This is a genomic window from Epibacterium sp. ABZ3_068, assembly GCF_056159265.1.
Genome location: NZ_JBSWUV010000001.1, coordinates 966,103 through 984,884, shown reverse-complemented (window position 1 = coordinate 984,884; position 18,782 = coordinate 966,103). Strand labels below are relative to the sequence as shown.

The window sequence follows — 18,782 nt, the reverse complement described above, 5'->3', positions numbered from 1 at the left end:
GGACCCCCCCCCATATTCCACCAGAAAGCATCAATGCCCTTTTTCAAAAAAGACGAGCGTTGGTGCTGGGTCCAACGCTCGTCTTTTTGGGTTCTCGGTTGTTTTTCGATCAACGGAGATCGAACTGAAGCTTGGCGACTGGCAAAGGTTGCCAGTCGTTCAAGATGTTCAAAGTGAACGTTTTACTCAATGGTGGGCACGACCTTTATGTCCGTCAGGCTGAACAGGAATGTTCGGTCTTCGAGGTCTGGCGATGAGCCAAACACTGCGGACCATGTGGTGCGGATACATTGGTTCTCAAGCATATTGCCGTATTTGAACTTTCCAGAAAACATTACGGGGTCGTTGCGTTTCATGGTCAAGATGGCAGGCCATGCATTTGGGGCAACCTCGGCTCGGACGCTGTTTCCAAAGCCGACGAAGAGTTCCACATAGATTTTGTCTCCTGCATCGGTGGCGTCTGCATCTTCAAATAGCCCAACCCAATTGTGGTGCGGCGCTAAACCATGAAACACTTGGTCCCCGCACAGGGTTCCGTTGGCGTTGATGAAGGCTGTTGCTGCCGCTGCATCGTTGGCGGCGGCATCTGCTTCGGCGATGGCGCTGCCGATAATGTCCAAAAACACATGTTGGTCCGCCGGAGCATAGGCAGCCACGTGTTTTTCGAATTTCTCACCTTGTACATCCGAGGTGAAAAGCCAGTAGAGGATGTAGCCGATGCCCAACAAAATGATCGGTTTTTTCAACCTCCGAATAGGGCCTTTGCGTTTCTTACCTTGGTCTGCGGTCTCTGTTGTTTGTGTCATATCTGTTTCTCTGTGCTTCAAATGATGTTGGCGATTGAAAACGATTTGATGTCACCCAGCGGTGCGTCGGGTGTTCAACGTTCACTGGCGACTTGATTGCGGGTCTCGATGAAGGCGGATTGGCATGCTGGATGAGACACGATGGGGCTTGCATCCCGGCCATTTGCTGGATGGCTTTCGATGGTGAGTGCAGCTTTGCTCAGCTCTTGCTGTGCTGTTTGCCAGTCAATCGACTGCTCAAAGGAGTCGGTCGCTGATCCCAGAATATCCGTGTATGTGTCGCCGTCACGCGGGCTTCTCAGAAACCACGTGCCTCGCTGTTGCCAGTCTTCATGATTGTTGTGCGACCAGACTTTCAGAGCGGTCATTCCGAAGGGCTTAATAAAGGTCGCGTATCCGCCAGCTTTGTTGAAGGCCGTCAGATTGTCGGTTTCCCACTTTTGCTCTGCCACATTGTAGGTGTTTGTTGTGATGTGGAACGCGACCCGGCACTGACTTCGTGCGGCCAAATTGGCGGGCTGGCCAAATATCCTGACGTCCTGTACCTCATCACATTCCGTGTTCGATTTAGGATCTATCGCAGCTGTACCCTGAGGTGTTCGGCAGGCTGTCTGTTCGGTCAGATGAAACGACACCGCCATCAGGTCAAATACGTTCGGAATGCCGTTCAGCCGCTCGTCTTCTCTGGGAGTAAGCGGATACACGGCAACTGAGTGCCTGTCATAGACCACAACATCTGTTGATAGCTGCTGCGTCTCGCTGTCGAAATACGCCAAGTCTCCGTATCGCTGCCTCTCGCCCAGATATTGTAGCTCTGACCCAAAAGTCTCGGCCCATTCTTCCTGATCAGCACAGGCGGCTTCCAATGTGGATCTGCGAACCGGCTGCCACTGATTGTTGACGTGCCTTAGGTGTAACTTGCTGACGGGCAGACCAATCTTCGACCAAAGCTCAGGCGTACTGAGCCGCGTGCTGAAGGCATTGCTGGCAAACGGATCTGTCGAAAAATGCTCATTGATCAACTGGGCGTTTCGCATGCAGGTTTTGAAGATGGCATGCTTGAGCGCCTGTTCAGGACCTGCTGCTGGAGTGTCAGTTTCGGCGATTGCAGCACTGTCATTTCCCTCGCATCCATCACATTCCTCCCCTTCACCCCAGATGAAGGCGCTGGCTGATCCATCGATGAAGCGACCAAGGAAGATTTGCACCTCTGAAGAGGAGGACAGATCTATCTGATGTCCCATATTGTGTTCCATCAGCCCCAGAGCTTGCCTGAGCGCATGGGCCGTATTGCGGCCCCACAGGCCATCTAACGTGCTGCCGTAGAAGTTATAGGCTGCCAGCTCGCGTTGGACCTGAATACGATCTGCTGTGCTGAGCTGTTTGAAACCTTCCTCCAACATCGTCAGTGATCGTCCTGCGACTTCAGCGGGTGTTGCAGCCTGGGACGGGGCAGGGGGTGAAATGGCGATGGAAGATAAGGCTATGGCTGTGGAAATCGTCAGAGTTCTCATGATGGAATACACACCTGAATAGGGCTGGGATTTAGAAATTGGGTTTTGGATGTGATCGGGTGATCGCTGCGGGGCCGTCCCTCTTTGAGGGCAGACAGACAACGGGCATGCGATTTGAAAGAAACGGGGAGGTTCAGAGAACACGCCTGTGGCGGTCTCTGCTCTTCAAATGTCCAAAGCCCTGACAGCATCGCGCCCCGATCTGCGAGCGCCCTCGCTGTCGTTGACTGGTGATCGGGGTGTTGGAAATCCGCGATAGCACGGACCCTGAGCCTTTAGCCGGAGCCTGTTGCATAGCACAGGCACCCCGACCATAGGTCAAAGTGTTTAGCCTCATCTAAGGCCTAGCTATCGAGAGGTTTCCACGCCCCAACATGACCGCGTCTGCCATGTCAAAGACAGACCTAGCAGCTAACTCGCTGGAGAAAAAGGGGGGCGGTTCGAGAGGGTATGTTAGATGGGCATAGCTGTTAACTGCCTAAGCCAGAGAAAACGGCGGAAAGTGTGAATTCGCTGCACCTGCAAGGGCATACTGTCAAACACATAAAAGCGGCCATTCAAGGCTCAGCTTCAACGCCCCACCATGCTGCACCGGCACCAAGGTCAGCAATAGCGCAGCTAACGGGCGGAAGATATCTTGACCGCCTGCAGTTCTAGCTCGGTTCGGATGCTATTTTACGGTGAGGCGGCGTAGCGCCAACGGTCCGAGCACGCCGCAGAACCCAGCTAACATCTACCTGGACCACTCGGAAGCGATCCGGGCGATTGCAACCAAGATTGGCTGCAGCCGCGAGCCTCTTCGCGGGTGGGTCGCCAAAGCCAAGGCAGAACGAAACGTCATTGATGAGAAAATGCGAATGAATATATTTGCATGACGAGCATCGGACAGTCTCCAGCTAGATCGGTGTGGCTTAAGTCCAACTATCGCGTTTGAATCAATACGGAAAAGGTTGCTTCGCAGGGTGTGATGTCTGATATTGACTTGATTTTTTCGCCGCTGCTCGAGGGGAATTCGAATTGAGCAAACTTTTCTGGTATCGGCTTCTGTTTCGGCTTGAGCTTTTTAAGGCCGATGGCATGGCTTTTCAAAACCTAGTGAATAATATTTTCGAGAGCACGTATGCCGACTTCCAGGCTGTAGCTCCTTGGGGAAATAAAGGCGATGGAGGCAACGATGGCTACATTCCATCTTCTGGACACTACCTCCAAGTATATGGGCCCAAAGCAAGCTCTTCATGGCAGCCCACAGTTGCAGCAAAAAAGGCTCAGGAGGACTTTTCAAAACTGAAAGGAAAGTGGACCGGATTGAAACGGTATAGCTTCGTTTTGAACGACCGTTTCGACGGCGTGCCAGCTCCGGTTGAGATGAGCATTCAAGAAATACAATCAAGCCATAGCATTTTAGCCGATTCTATTCCGTGTGCCAAGTTAACGAACAGCTTCATGGCGCTTCCTGACGACCTCAAGATGGACATCGTCCACGGTATTCCCAGCGACCAACCTCACATCGATAAACGCGCATTAGGTGAGCTCCTAGACCATCTGGCCGATAAGAATGCCCCAGGCCTCATGCGCTCGAAGGGGTTGGCACCGGATTTTGACGAAAAACTAACCTTCAATGGCCTTTCAGACATAATCGGGTCGAGATTGCGTGCTTTCAGCTACCAAGCCTCAGATGTCAGTGACTTTTTGGACACGCGGGATCAGTGGCTTGCTCAGGGCATAGCTCAAGAGCTACATGAGGTCTATGAAGAGAGTAAATCCAAGATAACCGGTGTGGCAGACGCCGCCGATCTCCGGTATGTCTGGATGCTTGATAAGATCGTCCCCGACCACGCCAAGCTTCATCCGCACACGAAAAAAGCATTCGAAGCAGCTGCGGAGGTCATTTTGGCACACTATTTTGAGGCATGTAATGTCTACGACAAACCTACGGCTAGCAGTCGCACCGCATGACCATGTGAGGTTCTGTGACAGTGTCGTGGGACTAGCCGGTCGCATCCGAGACCTCATTAGCTCGCCCAAAACAATAGATGAGCTGCAGAATATTCTTGATCGTAAGGATAGCGATTGGCCTGGGCGGGTGGACTTTGAGAAGATTGTTTTAGCCGTAACGCTACTTTATGCTATCGGGGCGGCTCGTCCTGCGGAAAATGATCGTATAGAGTCAGTCCAGTGAAACTTATTTCCCTCACATGCGACAAGCCTTCATTCAAACCGATTTTTTTTAAGGGGGAGGGGGTTTCATTAATTGTAGGCGATGCGTCCGAAAAAGAAGCCAGCTCAAATGGTGTTGGAAAAACGCTAGCCCTAAAACTTGTGAACCATTGCCTTGGTGGCAGGCCCGACAAGGACATGGCTAAGACCATCCCGGACTGGATGTTCCATCTTAAGTTCGAATTGAATAATAAATCTCACTGCATATCCCGAAGCGGTGATGGGAAGAAAATTATCCTTGATGGCGCCAAAATACCTGCATCAAAACTGGTTGACTGGCTAAACAACTTTGGGCCATTTAAAATACACGGCAATTATGATGGAATTACATTTCGATCCTTATATGGGCGCTTTGCACGCTCAAAGAGGTCTGACCGAACTAATCCGATCACCTTGACACGCGAGCAAGATTACCAAGCCCTTAACAGAACCTTGTATCTTCTTGGCGCGGACACAACCCTTGCGGCGAAAAAGGCAGGCCTTCGAGCAAAGCAGCTCGAAATTAAAGACCTGAGGGGCCTTCTAAAGTCTCGAGATGAGAGGCTTCAGGAGATCCTGCTGGGTGGTATCAAGCCGGAATCCTACCTAAAAAAGATTCAGGGCGAAATTGCCGAAATGAGTCAAAATCTGCAAGAAATGAGGGTTGCTGCAGACTATGATGAAATTCGGATTGAGGCTGACAAGCTAACAGAAGAGCTTCGTCAAAAAGAATCAGAACTTGCGATCATAGAGTACCAGCTGCGTGGCATCGAGGCGTCCCTTAAAAAGAAGCCTGACATTGGCAAGGAGGCGCTTTCGTCATTTTACCAAGGGCTTGGAGATATTTTCAAGCAAGAGGCTCTAAAGCACTTTGAAGATGTGGAGAACTTTCACCACTCCCTGCGTAGAAGACGTCAGGAGCGGCTGAATAAGGATAGAGCCAGGCTACAAACGAAGAAAGAACACGTAGAAGGACGCCGCACTGAAGTTGCAGACAAACGAGACTTTTTGGCTCGTCAGCTGACTGGTGCAAGTGCTCTTGGCGACTATGAGGTGGTTGTAAGAAGGCTTGCATCCAAAGAAGAAGATGAAAAGCGTCTTAAGAACTTCATTGAAGGGGACAAAAACCTCCAACGTGACGCGATCCGCATCAAGAAAGAAATGGTTGAACAGGACAGCCGCGCTGAGGAGTACTTGGAAACCTCTCCAATTGAGTGGGCTGACGATGAATTTCGCGCGCTTGTTGGAAAACTGTACCCTCAAGAAGCAGCAGGGATTGCACTCAAGAATAATACCGGGGAGAATAAACTTAGATATGATCTCTCCGTTGACGTGCAGGGCCAAGACTCAGACGGTATTAATGCCGCTCGGATTGTGTGTTTTGACTGGATAATCTTCATGTTTGGCTCGAACCACAATATGGAACATCTTTGGCACGACAATGGATTGTTTGACCACATTGATCCAAGGCAGCGGGCGAAGTGGTTGAGTTTCGTTATGGAATCGCTCAAAAACACCGGGAAGCAATATATAGTCTCCCTGAATACAGAGAACTACGATTCTACAATTGAACTCCTAAATGATGAGCAGAAAAAAATGGCGGAGGAATCCGTAACTGTTCGCCTCTACGGAGATAGGCCTGAGCACAAACTGCTAGGCGTTCAAATTGGAAGTTCAGAGAAGTGAATTCCTGCCAGCTGATAACGTCAACCAAGGCGGGAGTTATTTTGACATCATCCTCAAGATATGAAACGCTATGACGCGTTCGGAAGCCCACCTCGATATCCAATAGTCCTCCTGCCTATTAGACAGGCGTTCTTTCAGTTCGACGAAAGCAGGATCGTCACTTTCTCGCTGAAGCACCCAGAGAAGGAGATCAACCGCTTGGAGCCCAAAGCTGTCCGTAGACGAGGTAACATGCAAATCAGCTGGCTCACTTTTTGACATCTCGGCTTCTGGAAACCTTCCGTCTAGGTTATCCTTCAGAACAATATGCCCAAACTCTTGATAAACTCTCTTAAGCTCACTTCGAAATTCATCCTGCTTATCATGAATAATTCTCTCTGGACCAGATCCAACCAGAGAGGAGAATTCGTGTATTTCTTGAAATAGGTGAGTGAAGGATATCAAGTTGGGACTATGAATCTGATATCCCTTACGTTTTTCCGTTGCGGTAAGAGTAAACCTTTCGGGTCTGCGCCGCGCCTGTTTTAAAGCAGATTGAAATACTATCTTTACAGGTTCCGGCTCATTCGAAACGTCTATCGCACCTTGTAGATATTCTATCACATCCAAGATGCCTTCAACATCATCTTTCAAGAAGCTTTCCCAAAACTTCTTGGACACTACCCTATTCATGATTGTGTCAACAGTTACACATAGAGTGTGCCGATGCATTTCATCCCAGTACCACATACCGGGCGCGCCTTTATTCTCTCTAGGGTCAAAAATCAAATCTATAAACTTGGTTGGAGACACATAAGGCTTGTGAATTGTAGTAACGCTGAAGCGCCATTGACCGCCTCCATCCAACGCTTCAATAAGGCGATGGCCAAGACTGACTAATTCTTCTTCCGGCCATTCATTCGCATGCAGGCGCGCAACACCCCTTTCATCGATAAATACCTGAATTAAATCCCTTGCGACTTCCTCACAATCGTTCTCACACAAGATCGCACCCAGCCGGAATATCTCGTTCTGGTCGAAGATGTTCTTTCCAGAATGTCCTGTTTCATCGACATATACAAACATGCCTTTCCCCTAAATGGGCTATGGTCGAAAGTTGGTGAAGCCGGATTAGGCGTCGGCTTGACGTTGACGTAGGCCGTCAAGGAACTCAACCCCCTGGATGAGCTCGGGTAGCCGACTCTACCCGTATGATTGGCGCCATTTACCCTGCGCGGTGCCATGAAGGTCCGGTATTTGGAAGCCGCACTGCAGCAATGGTGATCCTGGCCAATGACCGGTGTGGGCCGTTCGTACTCGGCTTAGTTCTTGAATGGAACGACGTTTGAACCGCCGTTGGCAAATGCCACTGCGCCTTCGCTGCGTATAGTAGTGATTGCTTCCTCTAACGCAGCCTGGTCGTCGTCAAAGAGATCGTCCCAGACGATGGATGTTCCGTCTTCGGTCACAACCTCCAGTGACCATCCGTCCCCGCCTTCGAGTTTATGGATGTCCACCTTGAATGGCACCCCATCTTCAACGATGCGCTGCGAGGTGCTAGAAATGACAAGGTTGGGTTCGCGTTCCATCTCAAGACCTCTTTGTTCTTCGGTAGATGATAGAAGCACTGATCACGAAAGCCAATGTCAGTAAAGCGGGCTGCGCATACAGCAATCTGACCGGTTGGTGACTGGCGGAAAGGGCTGTTCCTTTTCGAAAGATAAGTCATAATGTCGCCACCTGACAAATGACCGTCGCTACATCAGCCCATTGAGGTATTCGAACGCCTTTGCATCACGGGCAGTGGTGTACTACCTTGTCTGTATGCCCACATATTTGGATCAAGCAATGCACTCTATGAAAACTGTTTGGTTTCAATGTTTTGAACTTTGTTTTGATCGATAATTTCAAAAGTTAGACACAAAACGAGACACTGCCCTGTAAGTCATTGATTTTACGTATGGGTACATGATTGAAAATCCTCGTGTCGGTGGTTCGATTCCGCCCCCGGGCACCATTTAAATCTTTGAAAAATAAATGGTTTTTACTCATTGGACTTGATCTCCTTGTCAGGGTTTGACGGTTTTTTCTGTGGGTTTGACAATTTTGCTTTTTGGGCGCGGCGCTCATATTCCCCTTCCCAGACTTGCATTGTCTTTTTGTTCTTTCGGGCCAACGCGGCGTTCTTCGAATAGTGCAGTCCCATAACTTTCGAGTCTTGCGCGAGCAAATCAGAAATCTCTCGCTCGTCTTGCCCAGCCTCACGCAACCAGGTTGCCATAGTGTGGCGCAGCCCCTTTGGGGTTAGTCCCGGGGCAACCTTGCCAGCCTTTTCAAGCTTTCTCCGAAGTCGCTGCCATGCGCTGGCAAAGCCATCGTAGGTCCAAGGCGTGCCTTTTGAACTCGCAAGCAGCGTTTCTGCATCGTGCGCCGGTGCCATTGCTAGCTCGACCTCAAGAATGCTGCTGATCGGGATTGCAGCGCCGACATTGGTCTTGTTTCGACCTTTCCATACGATTCCGTCATCTACCTGATCTTTGCGAAACTCGAGCGCGTCGCTTGGATCTTGACCGGTACAGAATATCATTGCGAGCGCTGCCCTCAGCTGAGGGGATGCGGCTTCAAGAACTGTTTGAACCTCTTCGAAAGTCCACGTTCTGTATGCTTCCGGGGTGTCTTTGGGGCGCGGTTTCCTGATGACATCTTCTGCAAAGTTCTTTGAGATTAGGGTCTGGACCCATTGATTTCCGCTTGGCTACGTGATTCACGGGTCGAAAATCGAGCGGTGAACATGTCTGATCTATTCTGGCTGACGGATGCGCAGATGGCGCGTCTTGAGCCCTTCTTTCCCAAGTCCCACGGCAAGCCACGTGTTGATGATAGGCGCGTGCTGAGCGGTATTATCTTTATTAATCGCAATGGCTTGCGTTGGCGCGACGCCCCCACTGTCTATGGGCCGCACAAGACGTTGTACAACCGCTGGAAGCGGTGGAGTGATAAGGGTGTTTTTGCCCGGATGATGGCGGGTCTGGCTGCCGAGCACGTCGAAGAAAAGACCGTCATGATCGACGCCACGTACTTGAAGGCCCACCGAACGGCGACCAGTATGGCCGCGAAAAAGGGGGGCGTGGACGCCTGATCGGCCGGACCAAGGGCGGCATGAATACCAAACTGCACGCCATCCGCGACAGTCAAGGACGCCCTCTCAATCTGTTCGTCACGGCAGGACAGGTCAGCGATTATATCGGCGCGCGGGCATTGCTCAGAAGCCTTCCGAAGGTTAATTGGCTGCTTGGGGATCGCGGTTATGACGCCGACTGGTTCCGAGAAGCGTTGCAAGACAAAGGGATACGAGCTTGCATCCCTGGCCGGAAGCAGCGGAAGAAACCGGTGAAATACGACAAGCGTCGCTACAAACGGCGCAACCGGATCGAGATCATGTTCGGAAGGTTGAAGGATTGGCGGCGTGTGGCAATCCGATACGACAGGTGCCCGAAGGTCTTCCTGTCCGCAATCGCCCTCGCAGCACTCGTTATCTATTGGCTATGAGTCCTGACCCTAAGCCACAGTGGACGCTGAACGCTATGACATAGTGGCGCGGGTTTCTCTAACCCCGCGCACAAGTACTATACAAGCTAATCTTGCACGCTTTTTGGCCAGAGTCAGGGAAGGAACGCACGCGAGTTCGCGTTAGCTAGTTTGGGCAGTGTTGTAGACTTTGCATACCACCAATGCCGTAGCGTCCATTGCGAGTTCCTTAATCAGGTAACCTCTGTCTCCCCACTTCCGAATATTCCGCATATAGCCCTTTCCATCGGCGTCCATGAACAAACAACGGATATTGCTGTAATCGCCCCAGACGCCCGCCACGGCGGTCAATGGTACGCCTTCAGGCAAGCAGTCTACTTTTGCAAAGTCGCGGTAGTCGATGCCGTAATCGCGGGCTTGGTGAAAGCTCATGGTGAAATGGTCGTGTTCAAATGTCATTTTTCTTCCCTTCAAATTAAAGTCCGATGCCATGACCCTGGCCTCGTTCAAATTGCCGTTCGTTCAGCTCTCGTTCAGCTGTTTCTCGGCGGCTCTCACTAGCTTCAAGCTGGCTTGCAAGTTCTCTTCCAGCGTCGCGTAGGTCTCTTCCTCGGTCAGCAAGTCGGCCAATGTTTTCACGGACAAGAGATGTGATTTCATGAGCAGCAGCACGCATTGCACCAACCCACTCAGCTTCTTCTCGATCCCGACCGTCGAGCGTGTCTCTAAGCCGCGTAATTCCTGTGCTGAGGTTTCGCAGGCCGCTACCAACCGCTCGACGCAGGCGAGCAAATCGCGTTCCAAGGCTGTCAGGGGCTGAGCCATTTAGTTCGCCTCCACTTTGATGCAAGAAACCGTCTGACCCGCCATCGTGCAGCTGCGAATGCTCGCTGTTTCCGGCGACAGGATCAGATAGGTTGCGCCCTCGTGCTGCACTGTCTGCAGGCCTAGCGTCTCCAACTGCGTGCGGCTCGTCATCTCGGACAGTCGCCAACTCCAGAAGAGTGTCAATGCAAGTGTCGCCACTACTATCAACAGACACGCCAAGCTCACCATCCATGGTGAAATCCGCATCAAACGTCTGATCGTGTTGATGTGATCCTGCCAGGCTCTCCCGCTCCAATCCAGAAACGTGCTGGTATCGGTCTCGATTGTATCCCGCGCGAGCCTCACACTGTCCTGAATATCGCTCCTGAAGCTCTGCAATTGTGACGCCATCAAGTCGGCGTGCTCTTTGCGGATCGCTTCTAGGTCCGCGTTCAATTTCTCGGCTAGGCGGTTCGGCTTGCCAGTCGTCATGGAAAATTTCTCCTTTCAATCGCCAGCGTTCCCCCGTGTCGGGGTCTTTGGCGGTGATGTAATTTTTGCTAGCGCGGGGAATGTCGAAGCCTGCGTCGATCAGAGCATCAATCATGCTGGCGCGGTCGCTGATGGTGCCGACACTGATTTGATCCAAAATCCATTCGTGCAGTTCTTCGCGGCCTTGTGCTCGCGTAGGGGCTTCAACAGTGGCTTGGACTTGCTGTGCGCGATCCAAGTCCATCGGATCAGTCCAGCCATGCGTCTTGTTCATCAGATCGCGCAGACTGTCATAGGCGGTTTGATAGCCCGGTGGCGCGATGTTGAGGCTTTTGCCGGTGGTCAGCTCCAGGCGCGGTGTACAGAAATGTAGTTCAACGCGGTCTTCGTGGCTGTGCCGGACCCAGAGCATATCGAATTGCTCGCCGTCCATGCCAGCAAAAGCCAGCCGCTCGAAGGCGTCCATGACTTCGGCCTGCTGGGCTTCAGTCGGGGCATCTTCGCTAGCAAAGCTGATGACGCCCGCACGGTAGGTCCATTGATTGCGGCTGGCATCAATCAGGGCCTCGGTCCGGGCGGGATCGCCACGCAACACTTCGGGTAAGGGATCGCGGGCGACCATTACCGGCCTGCCATCGGCATCGCGGATCAGATCGCGATTGGCGTCATAGGCCAGCACCTCACGCGCTACAAGGTAGCCTACGGGACCAAAACACACTTCGGACAAAGGCAAAAGAATGGACCGAACCACTTGCCCAAAGCTTGCGGCTTCGACACAGAACCCGATACGTTCACGGGGAGGGCATACGCCCCGGCTAACAATAATCTGTGACGGACCAGCTGTGCCAGACGCTCAACAGAAGAACAATCCGCATGTTCCGCCGCAATCTGTCAAAACCCTTCAGGTTTTGCTGATGGCCGAAAAGGTTTTTCTCACGACCTTAAGAAAGATAGCTCAAGAAAACTGTGGCCATCTGCCAAACTATGAGTCTTTTCAACGGAAAATCAGCCATGACAATATTCTACATATCGCAAGATTTTTCTTTCTGTTAAGCGAGTTGGATTGCTCAGGACCAGAAGAGATAAAGTCTCTTATCAAGGGGCATAATGATCAAAAAAACAGCCTAATTGAAGAGAGAGACTTCCGAGTAAGATCGGAGGGAGAACTGAAGAAGGCACGGTTCTCGAAGTATCAGCGTGTTGATTGCATAGATTCAATTGGATGGTCGAAACGGCCTGCATTCATTCGATCCGAAATCGCCTCTTTCTTGTACGAACATATGGGACGCGCCGCCGCTGAAAGCACGGTTGATGATATGGTCAAAGCGGGCCTGCTTGTTGAAACAACATACTCGCCTGAAGAAGGCCCAGATCGAAAACTTGTTAAAGCCGACGGAAGACTTGAAGATGCCGTGCGAACCTACCTGAACGATATTTACTCAGTCATCAAGAACACATGAGAACTTGCTTATGAGATTGGTACTCAAATACGCGCTCGTTTTTTTCCTGACAACTCAGGCCGCGCTCGCTCAAAACACCAGTTTATTCGGCATTGAAAATCAAGAACTTGCCCGCCTGTTTCTCGAAGAGGCCGTGGACATTTCCCGTAGCGGCTCAGGGACTCGCGACCCCTTTGCAGGCTCCAACACAGACCTCAACGAGCTGGGCGAGTTTCAGATACTTCAAGAAGCATACCGAGCCGATCCCGACGCGACGTTAGATTTGATCGAAAGAATACTCAAAGCCGGAAGGACACAATGACATGGTGATCCAATCACTTAATTTCCGGATGACTTACGTCCTGTGCGTCCTATGTTTCAGTCTGTTGAGTACTGTAACTGATGCGAATGCTGGAGATCGATTTGCTCTGGTGGTTGGAATCGACAACTACGAAAATGTTGCTCGTCTTCAAAAAGCGAATAATGATGCACTTGCGGTTTCAGCGACACTCGAAAGCATCGGTTTCAATGTAACACAACTTCTTGATGCAGACCGTCGCACCCTCAATCGAGCGATATCAGGGTTCGCCGCTGACATCAGGCCCGGCGATGAAGTTGTATTCTACTTTGCAGGTCACGGAATCGAGGTAGATGGGCGCAATTTTCTGCTGCCATCCGATGTTCCCACAGCCAAGCCCGGCGAAGAAGAATTTGTCATCAGTGAAAGTATCGCCGCCGATCGTATTCTGAACGTTTTCAAGGGCCAAGGAGCAAGGGTCACCCTGCTTATCCTTGATGCCTGCCGCAACAATCCCTTCCCAACAGAGGGTCAAAGATCACTTGGGGGAACACGGGGTTTGGCACTGATGGAGCCGCCCGAAGGTTCATTCATTTTGTTCTCCGCAGGCACAGGCCAGACCGCTCTAGACCGCCTTTCGAACTCTGATCCGAACCCAAATTCTGTCTTCACGAGAGCTTTGCTTCCTCGGCTACGTGAGCAAGGCCTACCCATTCATGACCTTGTTCGCGAGGTCAGAATCGATGTCCGTAAACTCGCCGCAACCGTCAAACATAATCAATTCCCCGCCTACTATGACCAACTCTCTGGTGAGTTCAGTTTCAATCCAGAAGGTGCTTCGTATAGCGAACCGGTAGAACCTACTGTGATACCCCAAGAACAGGTCATCATTCCTAAGCCAGTCGATCCCTGTGAAGCAGCGCGCACAGATTGGCAGGTTCTATCAACAACACAAAGCCTATCTGCACTGGAAGAGTTCACCCGCAAATACGCGAGTTGTTCGATCTATGTTGCTGCCGCAAGAGACCGGATCACAACGCTTTCTGCATCAAGAAATCAAAGCACTGTGGTTCCTCAGACACCCGCAGCACCCGCAAGCGGAGATATTTGCTCGCGCCTGTGGTACGAGCGCAACCTAATCTTTCACAATAATGGGTACTGCTTTCAGACTGCTCGTGCGAAAGCAGTGTTTGATACAAGCCAGTGCACCGGACGATCCCCTTCATTGTCGTCTTCTGAACAAAGGGAAGTTGCACGCATTCAAGCCGCCGAAAGAGCCAACGGATGCTGAGATCGCGATTGGTCGCTTTATCGCTTGCGCTAGGTGTCCTGCCGAGCGCCTCAAGCGCCGCGTGCGAGGTTCGTGATTTCACAGCACTTCCCCTACCAACAGTGGTTGACCGGACTGAGATCGCGGTAGCTTTGGAGCTAGCCTTTCCCGGATTGGTAGTCGATGACGCCAAGGAAACTGTGACGGTTTATGGAGAAACATTCCCCCTAGGTCAGGATAGCGGAAGATCGGATCGCCAACGCCTCGCTGACCCTTCAATTGCGGAGATGTTCACCCACGTTTATCCGCTACGGTTCGATTTAGACCGCCGCAACACGCCATGGGATGATCCGGGGCGAGCAAGGCATGACGGATTATTCCGCGCACTGTACGGCCAAACTGAGAGAGACGTCGCCGGCAACTTACTCCGTGTGGAATATCGGGGTTCATCTCAACGTGCGCGTTTTTCAGCAAACAGAAGACAATGCGTCGCGCAACAACTTCAAGCTGCCCTGAATGCGATTGCTGACGAAGGTCCAGACATGGACAAGTTCTTCACAAAAGTAGGCGGTAGTTTCAACTGGCGGGTCATTGCTGGGACAGGGCGTCTCAGTGCGCACAGTTTTGGTATTGCAGTAGACTTTAACACTGAGCTTGGAGGCTATTGGCGTTGGTCTGGTGCCAAGGAAGGCAACGTCGGGCAATACACCAATCAGTATCCAGAAGCGCTCGTTCAACACATGGAACGGTTTGGCTTCATATGGGGTGGGAAGTGGCACCACTTTGACGGCATGCACTTTGAGTACCGACCAGAACTCATACTTCATGCTCGGTTGATGGGACAGAGTACTGAGAAATAGAAATTTTTTAGGTCAGCAATTATGACATATAAGGTTCATTATGTTGCATTTGTGTCCGGGGTGGCTTTCCGTGGCCACCCCAGATTCTCAGTAAGTTGCGGCCACTTTCCAAGCGCTGTCGAAATCATCCGCTCCAAATTTTGCTGCTTGCTCCACAACGTTGGAATAGCCGGGGTAGGAAACCTTGAATGCCGCGTCCACATAGCTGACTTTGGTGCTTTTGGCATTTGTGAACCACTCATTGGCAGCAATTTTTGGTTCTACGACAGGCTGCTCCACCCACTCAACAACAACCGCTTCGGCATTCATGCCAGCCAAGTTATCAGCCATGTCATAACCAGCTTGGATGGCAATTTTCTGGTCCCATCCAACAACACCAACATCCTTAGACAAAGTAGCCAACGGCTGATTGTCCTTACCCTGTCGGTCAGGTCGGAACCTTTGCATGTATGCGATATGGGTTGATCCTGAGTGCCTGTTCTTCGGAGCCGCTATCGCTGATGCCGTCTCGGAGACGTTCAAGGTTCTGTGTCAAGGATGCGTAGCACCGCTGTAGGCGGCTTGTCCTTGATGCATGGTTCTTGAATGGCTCAGGCATCAACTCAGCGATGCGGCATCCGATGGCTTGGCACGATCCGCCCTGTTCTTTGGTGAGCTGGAAGCGAACCAGACGGTGTGACCGCGTATCCTCGTTACATTCATGAGGATGGCTGCAGGGCCACACATGCATCCAATGCCCTGAACAAGTGGCTAAAGGCTAGGTTCGATGGTCTGACTGCCCATAGCCTCAGGCATACCATGAGGGACCGTCTTAGGGAGGTGGAGGCTCCTCTGGAATTGATTGACCAGATAGGTGGATGGTCTAGTGTCGGGGGCGTTGGTGCGTCGTATGGGCGGGGCTACAAAATCAAGCAAATAAGCCGATGGTTGAGGGAGACCTCAGGCTCAAGTCTACCATTGATGGAGAGCCTATCGTTCAGATTGACCTTAATGCTGCACAACCAATCCTGTTCTCTTCCTTGATGGGCTACAAAATCAAGGACACGGGCAGAAAGAGCGGTGGCTGGTATGATCTATATGGCGAGATGGCTCAGGAGTTGGTGAAGGGCAACTACGAAAAGCTGGATGAGGAACGGGCAAAGCTTAAGGCCGTTGGTGTCGAACTTATTGGCTATGGCGACCCACTCAAGAAGCGCCCATCACCTGAACTCAAGATCGAGCAGCCACACCGCCCTCCATCTGCCGTAGCATAATCATGATCTGGGCTTCTGTGAATCGTGTCTTCTTCATCGGAAACGCCTCGTTCATCCTGCTGAGAAAATTCTACTTCCGCATTCCCTTAAGATCAGGGGGGATTACCCAAAGGAGTGTCGGCGGGTTACCTTCCGGAGCGGCGGAGCATCAGACCGAGGCGCGCAAAACTATCTTCGGCTTTTCCGGCCTCCTCCTTACCAAAGAAAGAATCCAGCTCTGGCCAAAGTTTTACGGCCTGATCCAGAACAAGGTCATTTCCTTCGGAATAGAGGCCCGCACGAATCATGACTTCGGACTGCTCATATGCGCCTAAAAATTTGCGGACCTGAAGGATCTGCTCGTTCTCTTCTGGCGTAGCCGCAGCCGGCAGGCTTCGTGAAACAGAGCGGGACACATCGATAGCCGGGAAACGCCCGCGCTCTGCAATTTCGCGGTTCAAGACGATGTGCCCATCCAATACCCCACGCAAAATGTCAGCGATGGGTTCATCCATATCAGAACCAGCGACAAGAACACTGTAGACAGCTGTAATGTCGCCCTGTTCGCCTTCTCCAGGTCCCGAACGTTCGCACATGCCAGTAATCAGGGGCGTCACTGAGGGAGGAAAACCGCGCAGGGCCGGTGCTTCACCTGCTGCCGCAGAAATCTCCCTGTGAGCCTCTGCAAAACGGGTAACTGAGTCTGCCAACAGTAAGACATGCTTTCCTTGATCACGGAAATGCTCTGCCACACTCATTGCCGCCCAAGCACAACGGCGACGCACCAGAGCTGACTGATCAGACGTTGCCGCGACCACAACCGCACGGCGCATGCCTTCCTTGCCCAAAACCTCTTTTACAAAATGGTTTACCTCGCGACCTCGTTCGCCGATCAGCGCCATGACAACCACATCGGCTTCCATGTTTTGAGCCAGTTTGGCCAGCAGTGTGGACTTCCCGACGCCGGAGCCTGCAAACAGGCCGATACGCTGACCCTTGACCACGGGTAAAAGCGTATTCATCACCGCAAAGCCAGTTGATAGGCGTTTACCTAACCCGCGCCGCGCCGCTGCTTTTGGCGGAGCTTGCATCAAATCGCGCGAAATCTCTCCACGAAGCAACGGCCGTCCGTCCAGTGGTTGGCCAAACGGGTCAATGACACGACCGATCCATTTATCATCAGGGGCAAAAACAGGCGTGGTTTTGAGCAGAACCGGATCCCCGATTCGAATCCGGTCGGGTGTCGTGTCAGGCAGCATGAAAATCTCGTCTTCATCAATTTTCATGACCTCGCCCATTAGCTCGTCATTGGGACCTCGTCGCAGCTCGGCTCGATCGCCAATTCTAGCTAAGTGCGCCAAACCAGTGACTTTTATCAGGCCGTCCGATACGCCGGACACACGCCCGACGGTCGTCGACAATTTCTTCGATGCCAGTTCCTCAGTCAGAGCTTTTAGCGCAGGGATCATGTTCGGGTTCTCCAAAGTACCTCTGAAAACAATTTCTAAAGGAATCGGGGTTAAGCCTTGATTGAAATTGATCGAGGGAGAAGCCCCGGTGTTCGCAGATCTGAACGTCTTTAAAATTGCATACTCGATGGCGTCCCATGCCGGGACCCGCCAAGCGTTGGTTGCACAAAATATCGCCAACGCCAACACTCCTGACTACCACGCAAAGGATATCAAACCTTTTAAAGAGGTTTATGCCCGGCGTGGTGCGCAGTCCGGAGACATGATTTCAACACGCTCTTCCCATCTCAACGGTCAAGGTACGGCAATGGAGTGGGCCATTTCCTCCGATGACACGGGCTCTGATCCAAATGGGAACTCAGTTTCGATCGAAGACGAGATTCTGAAAAGTGTCGAGGTGAAGCGCCAACATGACCGTGCGCTGGCCATCTATCGTTCCTCCATGAATGTGCTGCGTGCCAGCATTCGCACCAACTGAGGGGGCCTAAACCATGAGTGATTTTGCAAATTCTCTTTCTGTTTCCTCAAGTGGATTGAAAGCACAAGCCAACCGTCTCCGCCATGTTGCTGAGAATATTTCCAACGCGGACACGCCTGGCTATCGGCGTAAGTCAGTGCCGTTTGAGGCTGTGCGCAATCTCAACACCAACACTGAAGAAGTCCGTGTTGGGCGCGTGATCCTTGATCGTTCCGATCTGCAGAAAATTTATGATCCGTCACATCCGCTATCAGATGAGTCCGGGCACTACGATGGGTCGAACGTCGACCTGATGATTGAGATTGCCGACGCGCGCGAAGCGCAGCGCAGTTACGAAGCTAACCTGAAAATGTTCGACCAAACACGAAGCATGTCGTCTGCTTTGATGGACCTGTTACGCAACTAAATTTGAATTAGGAGATCCAGAATGGATATTCGATCACTATCCGCAACAAGCGGATACGCCGCCGCCCGTCCTGCTACAAAAGCTGACCCCAACCATGTTGGAGGCGGTATTCAGGACCACCTGAAGGCAAATTTTGAAGACTTTGCAACAACGTTGCAGACCTCTGAACAATTGTCGGTTCAGGCTATGACTGGTTCGACCGATCCGCACACCCTTGTGCAGGCTTTGGCACAAACGGAGCTGGCGGTTGAAACCGCCGTGACCGTCCGGAACAAAGTGGTCGAGGCGTACCAAGAAATCATGCGGATGCCGGTTTAACGCC

General features: G+C 51.7%; 21 protein-coding genes. 12 read left to right on the top strand and 9 right to left on the bottom strand.

From position 1 onward, the window contains the following. Nucleotides 1-182 precede the first annotated feature (182 nt). Nucleotides 183-806 carry a hypothetical protein gene (locus ACXAEW_RS04575; RefSeq protein WP_474940200.1) on the bottom strand — a complete coding sequence of 208 codons (624 nt, stop codon included), beginning with the start codon at nt 804-806 and terminating at the stop codon, nt 183-185. 74 nt (nt 807-880) lie between these two features. Continuing rightward, entirely contained in the window at nt 881-2,062 is a 1,182-nt protein-coding gene (locus ACXAEW_RS04570) for a hypothetical protein (RefSeq protein ID WP_474940199.1), read from the bottom strand. Nucleotides 2,063-3,337: 1,275 nt separating this feature from the next. Between ACXAEW_RS04570 and ACXAEW_RS04565 the strand changes: the two genes are divergently transcribed. The 3 genes from ACXAEW_RS04565 to ACXAEW_RS04555 are packed head-to-tail and all read left to right on the top strand — an operon-like array spanning nt 3,338 to nt 6,202. Beyond that, the gene (locus ACXAEW_RS04565) at nt 3,338-4,276 is read left to right on the top strand and encodes an ABC-three component system protein (RefSeq protein WP_474940198.1); all 939 of its coding nucleotides are present in this window, start codon (nt 3,338-3,340) and stop codon (nt 4,274-4,276) included. Beyond that, a complete protein-coding gene (locus ACXAEW_RS04560; RefSeq protein ID WP_474940197.1) occupies nt 4,236-4,499 on the top strand; it encodes an ABC-three component system middle component 6 in 264 nt (87 codons plus the stop codon). The genes ACXAEW_RS04565 and ACXAEW_RS04560 overlap by 41 nt, the downstream gene beginning before the upstream one ends. Beyond that, complete coding sequence (locus ACXAEW_RS04555; RefSeq protein WP_474940196.1) at nt 4,496-6,202, top strand: DUF2326 domain-containing protein; 1,707 nt, start codon at nt 4,496-4,498, stop codon at nt 6,200-6,202. Before ACXAEW_RS04560 ends, ACXAEW_RS04555 begins: the two co-directional genes overlap by 4 nt. A 36-nt stretch (nt 6,203-6,238) precedes the next feature. Here ACXAEW_RS04555 and ACXAEW_RS04550 read toward each other — a convergent pair whose 3' ends face one another. The 3 genes from ACXAEW_RS04550 to ACXAEW_RS04540 form a co-directional block, all read right to left on the bottom strand. Next, nucleotides 6,239-7,267 (bottom strand): DUF3800 domain-containing protein, encoded by a 1,029-nt coding sequence (locus tag ACXAEW_RS04550; protein ID WP_474940195.1) that lies wholly within the window; start codon nt 7,265-7,267, stop codon nt 6,239-6,241. A 236-nt stretch (nt 7,268-7,503) separates the two neighbouring features. Further along, the gene (locus tag ACXAEW_RS04545) at nt 7,504-7,770 is read right to left on the bottom strand and encodes a hypothetical protein (protein ID WP_474940194.1); all 267 of its coding nucleotides are present in this window, start codon (nt 7,768-7,770) and stop codon (nt 7,504-7,506) included. Between the two features lie 455 nt (nt 7,771-8,225). Beyond that, nucleotides 8,226-8,879: a tyrosine-type recombinase/integrase gene (locus tag ACXAEW_RS04540; RefSeq protein WP_474942992.1), complete on the bottom strand. Its 654-nt coding sequence runs from the start codon at nt 8,877-8,879 to the stop codon at nt 8,226-8,228. A 93-nt stretch (nt 8,880-8,972) separates the two neighbouring features. Between ACXAEW_RS04540 and ACXAEW_RS04535 the strand changes: the two genes are divergently transcribed. Next, nucleotides 8,973-9,730 (top strand): IS5 family transposase gene (locus tag ACXAEW_RS04535; RefSeq protein WP_474939587.1). Its coding sequence is split into 2 segments (ribosomal slippage): nt 8,973-9,297 and nt 9,297-9,730, totalling 759 coding nucleotides; the frame shifts between segments, so codons are not numbered across the junction. Between the two features lie 141 nt (nt 9,731-9,871). Here ACXAEW_RS04535 and ACXAEW_RS04530 read toward each other — a convergent pair. Both ACXAEW_RS04530 and ACXAEW_RS04525 read right to left on the bottom strand, forming a co-directional pair. Then, entirely contained in the window at nt 9,872-10,201 is a 330-nt protein-coding gene (locus tag ACXAEW_RS04530; protein WP_474940193.1) for a hypothetical protein, read from the bottom strand. After that, nucleotides 10,185-11,759 (bottom strand): relaxase family protein, encoded by a 1,575-nt coding sequence (locus tag ACXAEW_RS04525; RefSeq protein ID WP_474940192.1) that lies wholly within the window; start codon nt 11,757-11,759, stop codon nt 10,185-10,187. The genes ACXAEW_RS04530 and ACXAEW_RS04525 overlap by 17 nt, the downstream gene beginning before the upstream one ends. A 91-nt stretch (nt 11,760-11,850) precedes the next feature. Here ACXAEW_RS04525 and ACXAEW_RS04520 point away from each other — a divergent pair, with 91 nt between their 5' ends. From ACXAEW_RS04520 to ACXAEW_RS04505, 4 genes are all read left to right on the top strand, one after another. Continuing rightward, the gene (locus tag ACXAEW_RS04520; protein WP_474940191.1) at nt 11,851-12,468 is read left to right on the top strand and encodes a VHS/ENTH/ANTH domain-containing protein; all 618 of its coding nucleotides are present in this window, start codon (nt 11,851-11,853) and stop codon (nt 12,466-12,468) included. Between the two features lie 10 nt (nt 12,469-12,478). Continuing rightward, on the top strand, nt 12,479-12,769 hold the full coding sequence (locus ACXAEW_RS04515) for a hypothetical protein (protein WP_474940190.1): 291 nt from the start codon (nt 12,479-12,481) through the stop codon (nt 12,767-12,769). A 1-nt stretch (nt 12,770) separates the two neighbouring features. Next, complete coding sequence (locus tag ACXAEW_RS04510; RefSeq protein WP_474940189.1) at nt 12,771-14,036, top strand: caspase family protein; 1,266 nt, start codon at nt 12,771-12,773, stop codon at nt 14,034-14,036. A gap of 152 nt (nt 14,037-14,188) precedes the next feature. Then, nucleotides 14,189-14,875: a M15 family metallopeptidase gene (locus ACXAEW_RS04505; protein ID WP_474940188.1), complete on the top strand. Its 687-nt coding sequence runs from the start codon at nt 14,189-14,191 to the stop codon at nt 14,873-14,875. 87 nt (nt 14,876-14,962) lie between these two features. Here the strand turns inward: ACXAEW_RS04505 and ACXAEW_RS04500 are convergent, their stop codons facing one another. After that, nucleotides 14,963-15,277, bottom strand: coding sequence for a hypothetical protein (locus tag ACXAEW_RS04500; protein ID WP_474940187.1), 315 nt, complete (start codon nt 15,275-15,277; stop codon nt 14,963-14,965). 521 nt (nt 15,278-15,798) lie between these two features. Here ACXAEW_RS04500 and ACXAEW_RS04495 point away from each other — a divergent pair. Further along, nucleotides 15,799-16,128, top strand: coding sequence for a hypothetical protein (locus ACXAEW_RS04495; protein ID WP_474940186.1), 330 nt, complete (start codon nt 15,799-15,801; stop codon nt 16,126-16,128). Nucleotides 16,129-16,253: 125 nt separating this feature from the next. On the opposite strand, the gene ACXAEW_RS04490 is transcribed toward ACXAEW_RS04495, so the two are convergent. Continuing rightward, on the bottom strand, nt 16,254-17,576 hold the full coding sequence (locus ACXAEW_RS04490; RefSeq protein ID WP_474940185.1) for a FliI/YscN family ATPase: 1,323 nt from the start codon (nt 17,574-17,576) through the stop codon (nt 16,254-16,256). Nucleotides 17,577-17,664: 88 nt separating this feature from the next. Here ACXAEW_RS04490 and ACXAEW_RS04485 point away from each other — a divergent pair, with 88 nt between their 5' ends. The 3 genes from ACXAEW_RS04485 to fliE are packed head-to-tail and all read left to right on the top strand — an operon-like array spanning nt 17,665 to nt 18,778. After that, entirely contained in the window at nt 17,665-18,054 is a 390-nt protein-coding gene (locus ACXAEW_RS04485; protein ID WP_474942991.1) for a FlgB family protein, read from the top strand. A 13-nt stretch (nt 18,055-18,067) separates the two neighbouring features. Next, nucleotides 18,068-18,460, top strand: coding sequence for a flagellar basal body rod protein FlgC (flgC, locus tag ACXAEW_RS04480; protein WP_474940184.1), 393 nt, complete (start codon nt 18,068-18,070; stop codon nt 18,458-18,460). A 21-nt stretch (nt 18,461-18,481) separates the two neighbouring features. Further along, nucleotides 18,482-18,778, top strand: a complete 297-nt coding sequence (gene fliE / locus ACXAEW_RS04475) for a flagellar hook-basal body complex protein FliE (protein WP_474940183.1) — start codon at nt 18,482-18,484, stop codon at nt 18,776-18,778. Nucleotides 18,779-18,782: the final 4 nt, after the last annotated feature.

What these genes read in the sequence shown, in the direction of transcription:
- ACXAEW_RS04575 (WP_474940200.1), bottom strand. Translation starts at nt 806, where the DNA reads ATGACACAAACAACAGAGACCGCAGACCAAGGTAAGAAACGCAAAGGC.
- ACXAEW_RS04570 (WP_474940199.1), bottom strand. Translation starts at nt 2,062, where the DNA reads ATGGAACACAATATGGGACATCAGATAGATCTGTCCTCCTCTTCAGAG.
- ACXAEW_RS04560 (WP_474940197.1), top strand. Translation starts at nt 4,236, where the DNA reads ATGTCTACGACAAACCTACGGCTAGCAGTCGCACCGCATGACCATGTG.
- ACXAEW_RS04550 (WP_474940195.1), bottom strand. Translation starts at nt 7,267, where the DNA reads ATGTTTGTATATGTCGATGAAACAGGACATTCTGGAAAGAACATCTTC.
- ACXAEW_RS04545 (WP_474940194.1), bottom strand. Translation starts at nt 7,770, where the DNA reads ATGGAACGCGAACCCAACCTTGTCATTTCTAGCACCTCGCAGCGCATC.
- ACXAEW_RS04530 (WP_474940193.1), bottom strand. Translation starts at nt 10,201, where the DNA reads ATGGCATCGGACTTTAATTTGAAGGGAAGAAAAATGACATTTGAACAC.
- ACXAEW_RS04515 (WP_474940190.1), top strand. Translation starts at nt 12,479, where the DNA reads ATGAGATTGGTACTCAAATACGCGCTCGTTTTTTTCCTGACAACTCAG.
- ACXAEW_RS04510 (WP_474940189.1), top strand. Translation starts at nt 12,771, where the DNA reads ATGGTGATCCAATCACTTAATTTCCGGATGACTTACGTCCTGTGCGTC.
- ACXAEW_RS04495 (WP_474940186.1), top strand. Translation starts at nt 15,799, where the DNA reads ATGGTTGAGGGAGACCTCAGGCTCAAGTCTACCATTGATGGAGAGCCT.
- ACXAEW_RS04490 (WP_474940185.1), bottom strand. Translation starts at nt 17,576, where the DNA reads ATGATCCCTGCGCTAAAAGCTCTGACTGAGGAACTGGCATCGAAGAAA.
- flgC (WP_474940184.1), top strand. Translation starts at nt 18,068, where the DNA reads ATGAGTGATTTTGCAAATTCTCTTTCTGTTTCCTCAAGTGGATTGAAA.
- fliE (WP_474940183.1), top strand. Translation starts at nt 18,482, where the DNA reads ATGGATATTCGATCACTATCCGCAACAAGCGGATACGCCGCCGCCCGT.